Origin of the sequence: Thalassolituus sp., assembly GCF_034111725.1 — a bacterium.
In the GTDB taxonomy this organism is placed as follows: Bacteria; Pseudomonadota; Gammaproteobacteria; order Pseudomonadales; family Oceanobacteraceae; genus Thalassolituus.
Genome location: NZ_JAWUWR010000020.1, coordinates 1 through 8918 on the forward strand (window position 1 = coordinate 1; position 8918 = coordinate 8918).

Annotated in this window: 12 protein-coding genes; 9 read left to right on the plus strand and 3 right to left on the minus strand. The window is 46.7% G+C overall.

Going from position 1 to position 8918, the window contains the following annotated elements; all coding sequences use genetic code 11:
* From UXZ23_RS03110 to UXZ23_RS03120, 3 genes are all read left to right on the plus strand, one after another.
* Positions 1–503: ABC transporter ATP-binding protein (locus UXZ23_RS03110; RefSeq protein WP_320819190.1), on the plus strand; the 503-nt coding region annotated here is incomplete at its 5' end.
* A complete protein-coding gene (locus UXZ23_RS03115) occupies positions 493–1242 on the plus strand; it encodes an ABC transporter permease (RefSeq protein WP_320819191.1) in 750 nt (249 codons plus the stop codon). The genes UXZ23_RS03110 and UXZ23_RS03115, both read left to right, overlap by 11 nt.
* 117 nt (positions 1243–1359) lie before the next feature.
* Positions 1360–2334 (plus strand): isopenicillin N synthase family dioxygenase, encoded by a 975-nt coding sequence (locus UXZ23_RS03120; RefSeq protein ID WP_320819192.1) that lies wholly within the window; start codon positions 1360–1362, stop codon positions 2332–2334.
* Between the two features lie 91 nt (positions 2335–2425).
* Here the strand turns inward: UXZ23_RS03120 and UXZ23_RS03125 are convergent, their stop codons facing one another.
* The 3 genes from UXZ23_RS03125 to pyrC form a co-directional block, all read right to left on the minus strand.
* Positions 2426–2806 carry a YacL family protein gene (locus UXZ23_RS03125; protein ID WP_320819193.1) on the minus strand — a complete coding sequence of 127 codons (381 nt, stop codon included), beginning with the start codon at positions 2804–2806 and terminating at the stop codon, positions 2426–2428.
* 110 nt (positions 2807–2916) lie between these two features.
* Positions 2917–3582, minus strand: a complete 666-nt coding sequence (gene rnt, locus UXZ23_RS03130) for a ribonuclease T (RefSeq protein WP_015487516.1) — start codon at positions 3580–3582, stop codon at positions 2917–2919.
* Positions 3583–3597: 15 nt separating this feature from the next.
* Positions 3598–4632, minus strand: a complete 1035-nt coding sequence (gene pyrC / locus UXZ23_RS03135) for a dihydroorotase (RefSeq protein ID WP_320819194.1) — start codon at positions 4630–4632, stop codon at positions 3598–3600.
* Positions 4633–4798: 166 nt separating this feature from the next.
* Between pyrC and UXZ23_RS03140 the strand changes: the two genes are divergently transcribed.
* The 6 genes from UXZ23_RS03140 to UXZ23_RS03165 form a co-directional block, all read left to right on the plus strand.
* Positions 4799–5743 carry a flagellar protein MotY gene (locus UXZ23_RS03140; protein WP_320819195.1) on the plus strand — a complete coding sequence of 315 codons (945 nt, stop codon included), beginning with the start codon at positions 4799–4801 and terminating at the stop codon, positions 5741–5743.
* A 152-nt stretch (positions 5744–5895) separates the two neighbouring features.
* On the plus strand, positions 5896–7116 hold the full coding sequence (locus tag UXZ23_RS03145) for an argininosuccinate synthase (protein ID WP_320819196.1): 1221 nt from the start codon (positions 5896–5898) through the stop codon (positions 7114–7116).
* A gap of 431 nt (positions 7117–7547) precedes the next feature.
* On the plus strand, positions 7548–7763 hold the full coding sequence (locus tag UXZ23_RS03150; RefSeq protein ID WP_320819197.1) for a hypothetical protein: 216 nt from the start codon (positions 7548–7550) through the stop codon (positions 7761–7763).
* A gap of 6 nt (positions 7764–7769) precedes the next feature.
* The gene (locus UXZ23_RS03155) at positions 7770–7901 is read left to right on the plus strand and encodes a helix-turn-helix transcriptional regulator (RefSeq protein WP_320819200.1); all 132 of its coding nucleotides are present in this window, start codon (positions 7770–7772) and stop codon (positions 7899–7901) included.
* 214 nt (positions 7902–8115) lie between these two features.
* On the plus strand, positions 8116–8532 hold the full coding sequence (locus UXZ23_RS03160) for a hypothetical protein (protein ID WP_320819198.1): 417 nt from the start codon (positions 8116–8118) through the stop codon (positions 8530–8532).
* Between the two features lie 140 nt (positions 8533–8672).
* The coding region (locus tag UXZ23_RS03165; RefSeq protein ID WP_320819199.1) for a transposase at positions 8673–8918 on the plus strand (246 nt) is incomplete at its 3' end.

The window sequence follows — 8918 nt, forward strand, 5'->3', positions numbered from 1 at the left end:
TATTTCCCATTACTCATACTCAAGGTAAACCCAATAGCGAGGATTATTCGCGCGCGGATGAGCTGTTAGCCATGATAGGTTTAAGCAGTTTTGCTCATCAATATCCGGCAGCTTTATCAGGCGGTATGCAGCAGCGGGTAGGTATTGCTCGGGCGTTGATATTAGACCCTGATATCTTAATTATGGACGAGCCCTTTTCGGCACTCGATGCGCTGACCCGAGAGCAGCTTGGCTTTGATTTACTCAAATGGTGGCAAGCCTCGCCGAAGACAGTTTTATTTATTACGCACTCAATATCAGAAGCAGTTTTATTGGCCGACAAAGTGTTGGTAATGAGCCAGCGTCCAGCGAGATTACTCGATAGTATTCAAGTGGACTTAGCCCGACCTCGTTCACTGGATACTCTGCGAGACCCTGCATTTTCGGGGTATACCTTGCAATTACGCCAGTATTTATATGCGCCCGCGGAGCACGCAGCAATAGGGGGTCAAGATGTTGCGTAACCGGATAATTACATGGTCGATTTGGCTCGCTATCCTGCCGTTGTGGGAGGCGATGTGTCAGGTGTTTTCAGTGCCTAGTTACATACTGCCGCCTCCGAGTGATATTTGGCATGCCTTTATTGCCGTGGACGCTGGTCGCTGGTTGGAGCATGGCTGGGCAACAATACGGGTAGCCATGCTCGGGTTTCTTTTGTCGTTCGCGATTAGTTTGCCGCTGGCGATTTTAATGGTGCAAATACCACTATTGGAACGCACCTTATTCCCAATATTGGTGGTCATCCAGTCAACCCCTGTGGTCGCCATTGCGCCTTTACTGATTGTGATTTTAGGCGCAGGTGAAGCGTCGCGCTTAACCATTACGGCCCTGATTACTTTTTTTCCTTTGATAGTATCTGCCACTACCGGTATGCGGGCGACACCACCGGAATACATTGATCTATCGCGATCATTAGGGGCTGCAGAACATAAACGGATTTGGCAAATTCGCTTACCTTATGCCATGCCATATCTATTTAGCGGGATAAAGGTTGCGGTGACGCTGGCCATTATCGGTGCCGTGGTGGCGGAGTTTGTCGCGGCAGAGAAAGGGCTTGGGTACTTTATTCAGCTTTCAACCTCGTATTTTAAAATACCTCAGGCGTTTGCCGCATTATTTTTATTAGCTTTACTGAGTTTAGGTATGTACCAACTGGTTCAGCTTATACAACGACTATTTTTTCGTTGGAGTTTAGAGCCATGAGCCGCAATTTTATTGATACCTATGGGTATTTAGTTAGGCATTTAATCACCGGAGTAGAAGCAGCAGGCTATTGGCCCGGCATTGCTCCAATCACAGACCTCTGTATTGGAGAATAACATGACAAAACAATATGACTTGGAAGAATTACAACGTGAAAGTACCATCGGCGGTGAAGGTACAGTCGATGGTACTCGGCAGATTCCTTGTATTGATTTGCACGATTTTGAATCACGGCGCGAAGAAATTCGTGTAGAATTATGGCAGGCAGCAACGGAAGTCGGTTTTTTTCAGCTGTGTAATCACGAGCTGTCGAGTGAGGAAATCACCGCAGCGTTTGCACAAAGTGAACGCTTCTTCGCACTACCAGAACAGGAAAAAGCCCGTTGGCCGTTAAAAGCAGGTCAGAACGCGGGCTGGGAATTTCGTAGTCAGGTGCGTCCTTCGACCAAAATTGCCGACGAAAAAGAGTCGTATCAAATTACCGTGCCGAAAATGGCAGGGTTATGGCCAAGCGATGACGATTTGCCAGAGTTTAAGCAGACCATGTTGTCGTTTGAATCTAAGGCATGGGCCTTGGGAATGAAAATACTGTCTTGTTTTGCTGAGAGCTTGGGTTTTGACCGCGATTTTTTTACTCAGCGCCACGATAGAAATGCCGCCGATTATTTAAGCACTTTACGCCTATTGCATTATTTACCCTTGCAATCTGCACCGCTACCGGGCCAGTGGCGGGCGGGAGCGCACTCCGACTTCGATTGTTTAACGATGGTGTTTCAGCGTGAGGGGCAGGGCGGTTTGCAGGTGTGTCCGGGTAAGGAAGTTGACGCTCAAGCTTGGACAGACGTTGTTCCCGCGGATGATTTAATCACTTGTAATATCGGTGATATGTTAATGCGCTGGAGTGATGATCAGCTTAAATCGACCCTGCATCGCGTACGTATGCCGAGAGCCGAGGAATCGTATGGGCCGCGCTATAGCCTTGCCTTTTTCTGCCAAGCGAATAGCAATGCAGAAATTCGCAGTCCAAAAAATCTCTACCCTCCGATATTAGCGAGCGAGTATTTGCGTCAGCGTTTAGCGGCTAATTTTTAAATTAGAGATTGGTTTGTGATGATGCACAGGCACCTATTGCAGGTGATTATTGTAGGTGCCTGTGTTAATGGCTTTCGTGGGCTTGAAATTATTATGCGATAAAATCTTGCCAAGCCAGCAGTAAATCTTCTAAGTCATCTAAGCCGCAGCCTGAGATAGACTCATCTTCATAGATGGTGAGTCCTTCTTCGGCGTAATCTAGCCCATCTTCCGTCGTTTGCTCGTTTATGCCGTTATGCAGTTCGCTGATATCGGCTTCGTCGCGATTAAGTACTAACTGAAAACGACGATTTTTTACTTCGTACTTTTCGCGGGTCCCTGTCTTTAACTCGTCGATAATATCCAGTAGCTGTTGCAACTTAACAATATCAGTGCCGATTTCGCTATTAAGCCAGTTGGCGGTTGTTTCTTGGCCCATATCCAAACTTAACGACGGGTGGCCGTGGTCATCATAGGTAAACTCGTAATCCATGCTGTGTGCTCGATAATTCGCGTTGGAAAGGTCTGGCGGGAAGGATCAAGCCCCTTATTTGCGAAGCAAATAAGGGGCTTTAATTAGGTTTAAATACGTATTTCTATTAATCAGTCTTCGGATACATCTTCGCCACCGGCCAATGGCCAGCCGCCTAAATCTTTATAACGATTGACGATAAAGCAAAATAATTCAGCCGTTTTGAACGTATCATAAGCGGCACTGTGCGCAGCGCTATTATCGAAATCTATGCCCGCTGTAATACAGGATTTAGCCAGAACTGTTTGCCCAAGCGAAATCGCTGCAATAGACGCCGTATCGAACGACGAAAACGGATGAAATGGGTCGCGCTTAATATCGTTACGGGCAATCGCTGCGCGTAAAAAACCATGATCGAAATGGGCATTGTGACCAACCAATACGGCACGGTTACAACCGGCGGCTTTTACTTCGCGGCGAATTACTTGGAACATTTCAGTTAGCGCTTCGATTTCAAACTCAGCATCACGTTCAGGATCGAACGGATCAATACCGGTGAAATCCAGTGCTTCCTTTTCTAAGTTAGCACCATCGAACGGGTGAATATTCGCACTTAACGTTTCGTTTGGGTGCAAATAGCCATCGTCGTCCATACGCAGTGTCACCATTGCGATTTCCAATAGGGCATCAGTGTCGGCATTAAAACCACCGGTTTCCACATCCACTACCACGGGTAAAAAACCGCGGAAGCGTTGCGCCATTGGTGATTTTTCTTGCTTATCTTCAGTACCGCTCATGTGTTGCCCTTACTATTAGTCGAGTTTCCAGCGCAATGTTTCACCCGCGCGCAGTGGAATAATTACATCATTGCCAAATGGCATATCAGACGGTGCTAGCCACGATTCTTTTACTAGCGTGATGGTATCTTGGTTACGAGCAAGGCCGTAGTAATCTGGGCCATAATGGCTCGCAAAGCCTTCTAGTTTATCCAGTGCACCTAAGTCTTCAAAAATCTCTGCGTACAATTCAATCGCAGCATAAGCACTAAAACAACCGGCGCAGCCGCACGCAGACTCTTTCGCGCCTTTGGCATGTGGAGCGCTGTCTGTGCCCAAAAAGAACTTATTGCTACCACTAACAACCGCATCTTGCAGCGCTTGTTGGTGAATGTTGCGTTTCAAGATCGGCAAACAAAATAGGTGAGGGCGAATGCCACCCACTAACATATGGTTGCGGTTGTACGCTAAATGCTGCGGCGTAATCGTGGCAGCAACATTATCGCCTTGGCTAAGCACAAATTCGGCGGCTTCTTTGGTGGTGATGTGTTCAACCACCACTTTGAGCTTAGGATGACGACTCATCAGCGGTGCCAAAATCGTATCGAGGAATTCTTTTTCGCGATCAAAAATATCAACGTGGTTCTGGGTAACTTCACCATGCACCAGTAAACGGATATCGCATTCGGTGAGCACGTCTGCCAGCTCATCCAGCTTGCCTAAATCAGTAACACCCGAAGCCGAGTTAGTGGTTGCGCCAGCCGGATAGAGCTTTACCGCAACAATATGTCCCGCAGCCTTCGCGTCGCGAATCATCTCGGGCGTGGTTTTATCGGTAAGATACAGCACCATTAGCGGGTCAAACGTCGAACCCTTTGGAGCCTGCGCTAAGATACGCGCGCGGTACTCTAACGCTTGCTCGGCGTTCATCACCGGGGGATTCAGGTTAGGCATAATGATGGCGCGTTGCATTACCCGAGCGGTTGCGGGCACGGTGTGCTGTAACACAGCACCATCGCGAACATGCAAATGCCAGTCATCGGGGCGGGTAATGGTCAGACGGTCCGTCATAGAGTAGTAACCTTGGCTAGAATGAGAGTAGACGCCCAAGCGAATAATGGCTTACAGCGTCGTGGACTGGGTGCATTGTACCGAATTTGTGGAGAAAGCACGGCATCCCGTTTAATTTTTCTTAGCTTTGGCCGATAACCTAGCTAATAACCGAATACAGGACGCCATGACGTTGAACTTCAACCGGCCATTTCTAGCCATGATCACGCTTATCCTCTGGGCTGCCAATGTCTCATCTGGCCCGGCGTTGAGCTATGGCGGCAATGTGGATACCACCATGTGGATGCTCAGTGGATCGGTATTTGAATGCCGCTTTGAGCAACCGATTCCCGATTACGGCCGCGCCGTGTTTAATCATACCGCCGGCGAAGATGTCACTTTTCAGCTAGAAACTAATCGTAATCTAATGGCCTATAGTAAGGCGCAAATCAGCTTGAATCCGCCCCCGTGGCAGCCATCAGGACAGAGTGAATCGTTGGGCTCGGCTGCCATTGTTAAAGATCAGCCTAATTTGAGCCTCGATGCTGAACGCACCAATCAGTTTTTACACGCTTTACTCGAAGGCAAATGGCCGACCATTACGCACAAAACCTTCTACGACCAAGATCGTTTTGTACAAGTGCATGTGTCGGCCATTCGATTTGATAAATACTATCAAGACTATATTCGCTGCGTTAATCAGCTGTTGCCGATGAATTTTGAGCAAGTAGCACGCTCAAAAGTACATTTTAAGATAGGGCAGAGCGAGATAGATCCGAAAGACACCGACATGCTCAACCGCATTGTGTTTTATATAAAACACGACCCCCGCGTATTTGCCGTGTATCTCGATGGCCATTCCGACAATATTGGCCGCCGCTACGACAACCGCCAAACCTCGAAGCTGCGGGTCGAAAGTGTAGAGCGCTATTTTATTAAGCAGGGCATTAGCCCAGATATGATCACCACTCGTTTTCACGGCGATCGCTACCCAGTAGCCGATAACCGAACCGCCAAAGGTCGTGCCGAAAACCGCCGTGTGACCATTCGCCTAGAGTTGCGCGAAGACATGCCCATCCCCGACGAACTAATGTTCAAACTGCCAGAAGACGCCACCGTTTTGCCGCGTTAAGCCAGTAACAGCCCTAGTCAGCGTGCCATTTGAGTCGTATAAATAACGCTCACTTGGCGTAAGGCCTCGCAATCAGTACAATATGCCCCCTTTGAATTCCTCGCGTTGGCCAACCTAGTTGATCAGCGCCGTTAACCATCCTGGAGATACCCATGTCAGACATCAAAAAAGTGGTGCTGGCGTATTCCGGCGGCCTAGACACCTCCGTAATCGCTAAGTGGCTACAAACTGAATACAACTGTGAAGTAGTAACCTTTACGGCAGACTTGGGTCAGGGCGAAGAAGTAGAACCAGCACGCGCAAAAGCCGAAGCACTGGGCATCAAAGAAATCTTCATCGACGACCTACGTGAAGAATTCGCTCGTGACTTCGTATTCCCAATGTTCCGCGCTAACACCATCTATGAAGGTGAGTACTTGCTAGGTACATCGATTGCGCGTCCATTAATCGCCAAGCGTTTGATCGAAATCGCTAACGAAACCGGTGCAGACGCCATTGCCCACGGCGCGACCGGTAAAGGCAACGACCAAGTACGTTTTGAGCTAGGTCCCTACGCACTTAAGCCCGGCGTAAAAGTAATTGCCCCTTGGCGTGAATGGGACTTAACGTCGCGCGAAACTCTGATGGCCTACTGCGCAGAGCACAACATCAAAGTAGAAAACAAAGCCGGTAAGAAGTCGCCATACTCAATGGACGCTAACTTGCTGCACATCTCTTATGAAGGCGACATCCTAGAAAACCCATGGAACGAGCCAGAAGAAGACATGTGGTTGTGGTCTGTTTCTCCTGAGAATGCTCCGGACGAAGCTGCGTACATCACACTAACTTTCAAACATGGCGACCCAGTAGCCATCGACGGCGTTGATAAATCACCAGCGACCATCATGGAAGAACTGAACAAACTTGCTGGCGCACACGGCATTGGCCGCGTCGACATCGTAGAAAACCGTTACGTTGGTATGAAAGCCCGTGGCTGTTACGAAACCCCAGCCGGTACTGTATTGCTAAAAGCACACCGTGCGATTGAATCCATCACACTGGATCGCGAAGCAGCCCACCTAAAAGACGAACTGATGCCACGCTACGCTAACCTGATTTACAACGGTTACTGGTGGTCGCCAGAACGTAAAATGCTGCAAGCCGCTATCGACGAAACCCAAGACGTGGTTAACGGCGACGTGCGCGTAAAACTGTATAAAGGCAACGTGATTGTGGTTGGCCGTCGTTCGGACGATACCCTGTTCGACGAAAAAATCGCCACCTTCGAAGACGATGCAGGCGCCTACGACCAGAAAGACGCAGCAGGCTTAATTAAGCTAAACGCATTGCGTTTACGCCCTGCCGCGAAAAAAGGCCGTAGCTTTTTGAAGTAAAATTCAGAAACGTTAAGCCTGTATAAAAACCCGCCTCGGCGGGTTTTTTTGTGGGTGTTGTTTGGAATAGCGAGTTAAGTAGCCGGATAAACTTGTATTTATATTAGTAAATATAAGTATTTATCTAATTTCAATGTTGAATACCTATTATTTTGAGTTAGCATGTTTGTAATACATGGAGGTGTTGATGTTATCGATTGAGTGGACGAAAACAGCTGTAAAGGAACTGCGGAAGATTCAGCCTGAAAAATAACGTACGGCGATCTTCAAGGCTGTAGACGAACTAAGTGAATGCCCAACAACGGCAGCAAATGTGAAAGCACTGAAAGGTCATAAGGCTGGTTATCGCCTGAGAGTAGGTCGATATCGCGTTTTGTTTGATCTAGATGAAGGTGTACGAATCATAACGATTCAATAGGTGAGAAAACGAGATGAGCGAACATACTGAAGCCACGATTAAAACCGAAGCTCAGATTATTAGAGACAGTAGAGGTAAACCTTTGTACGCCGTAGTGCCTTATAACGAATACCAAGTACTTGTTGAAGCTGATGCTCAAGTCACTATTCCTCATGAGGTCGTAGGCCTTATGATTGAAAAAGGTCTAAGTCCTATGGCTGCGTGGCGCAAATACCGAAGATTATCTTAAGTGCAGATGTCAGAAAAATTAGGCGTTACACAAGGAGCCATTGCTCAGGCAGAAAAGTTCGGAAATAAACCTCATATAGAAACTCTAAGAGCATGGGCTAGTGCGTTAGATTGTGATGTTGCCCAGTTGACGGAATAGCACTCACGTTACGATCAAATAATTGATAGATCTGTAGTTTACATACAGTTGATTTCCGTAAATGATAAAAGTCGTGCGCGCTTTTTCGTATAACGAGTGTATAGGATATGGATATTTTTTCTTATAAACCAGAAGGTTATGATGGGGCGGGGAAATTCCTGATCCTGCGGAAGTGCGCATGCGCACTAATAAGCTGTTATGCGCATGAGGGGTTATGAACAACTTAATTAGATATTTTAAAAATATTCCCAATGGGAAAATAGCTTTATGGTGTTATCTGATTTGGTACTGCGTAACACTTTATTATTATTTTGATAGCTCATTAGGCATTTGGCTTAATTCTATTGGTATAAGTATAGTTATTGGTATTGCGCTTTTGCTTAGCGTTTCGACTTCAAATTCACAACAAAAAGATCACTGGCAAACATTTAGGTTATTCATGATGCCATTTTGTGTTTCAAGCTTTTCATCATTAATAAAAGGCCAAGGATTTATTCTAATAGTGCCACCAAAACCCATCGAACAGATCACTTCAGTTGGTGCATGCATAATATTTTTAATTTTCGTATTTTGTGTCAAAAAGGTAGCAACTAAGGATTCCCATAGCCAGGCGCTCAATAGGACTCCGTAATAATGTCACCTTTTCTGCGCTACGCGGCAAAAAAACCGCCAATTTTACCACGCCGCTGAGCAAGGCGTTGAGGCTGTAGAAAAACCTATTTTTCACGTCTATTTTTAATAAAATAGAGCCACTCACATGGTGTGGTTCTTATGCCTAAATTTAAGCCATACAACTACAACCAAACGTCAATGGCCGTGATTAACTATCAAGATCAGTTGCAGCCAGGTACGTTTGAACACGTCATTCATTACCTTATTGATCAAAAACTCGATCTTTCCATCTTTAATCCAAACTACAAAAATGATGATGGTGGCCGTCCGGCTTACGATCCTGCGATTTTATTAAAAATAATTTTATTTGCTTACTCTAAAGGCATTACTTCGAGTCGAGAGATT

Excerpts from the sequence above, each read along its gene's own strand:
- UXZ23_RS03140 (WP_320819195.1), top strand. The coding sequence starts at position 4,799 with ATGACGTTGAACTTCAACCGGCCATTTCTAGCCATGATCACGCTTATC.
- UXZ23_RS03160 (WP_320819198.1), top strand. The coding sequence starts at position 8,116 with ATGAACAACTTAATTAGATATTTTAAAAATATTCCCAATGGGAAAATA.
- UXZ23_RS03150 (WP_320819197.1), top strand. The coding sequence starts at position 7,548 with ATGAGCGAACATACTGAAGCCACGATTAAAACCGAAGCTCAGATTATT.
- UXZ23_RS03115 (WP_320819191.1), top strand. The coding sequence starts at position 493 with ATGTTGCGTAACCGGATAATTACATGGTCGATTTGGCTCGCTATCCTG.
- rnt (WP_015487516.1), bottom strand. The coding sequence starts at position 3,582 with ATGAGCGGTACTGAAGATAAGCAAGAAAAATCACCAATGGCGCAACGC.
- UXZ23_RS03145 (WP_320819196.1), top strand. The coding sequence starts at position 5,896 with ATGTCAGACATCAAAAAAGTGGTGCTGGCGTATTCCGGCGGCCTAGAC.
- UXZ23_RS03120 (WP_320819192.1), top strand. The coding sequence starts at position 1,360 with ATGACAAAACAATATGACTTGGAAGAATTACAACGTGAAAGTACCATC.
- UXZ23_RS03155 (WP_320819200.1), top strand. The coding sequence starts at position 7,770 with ATGTCAGAAAAATTAGGCGTTACACAAGGAGCCATTGCTCAGGCAGAA.
- UXZ23_RS03125 (WP_320819193.1), bottom strand. The coding sequence starts at position 2,806 with ATGGATTACGAGTTTACCTATGATGACCACGGCCACCCGTCGTTAAGT.
- pyrC (WP_320819194.1), bottom strand. The coding sequence starts at position 4,632 with ATGACGGACCGTCTGACCATTACCCGCCCCGATGACTGGCATTTGCAT.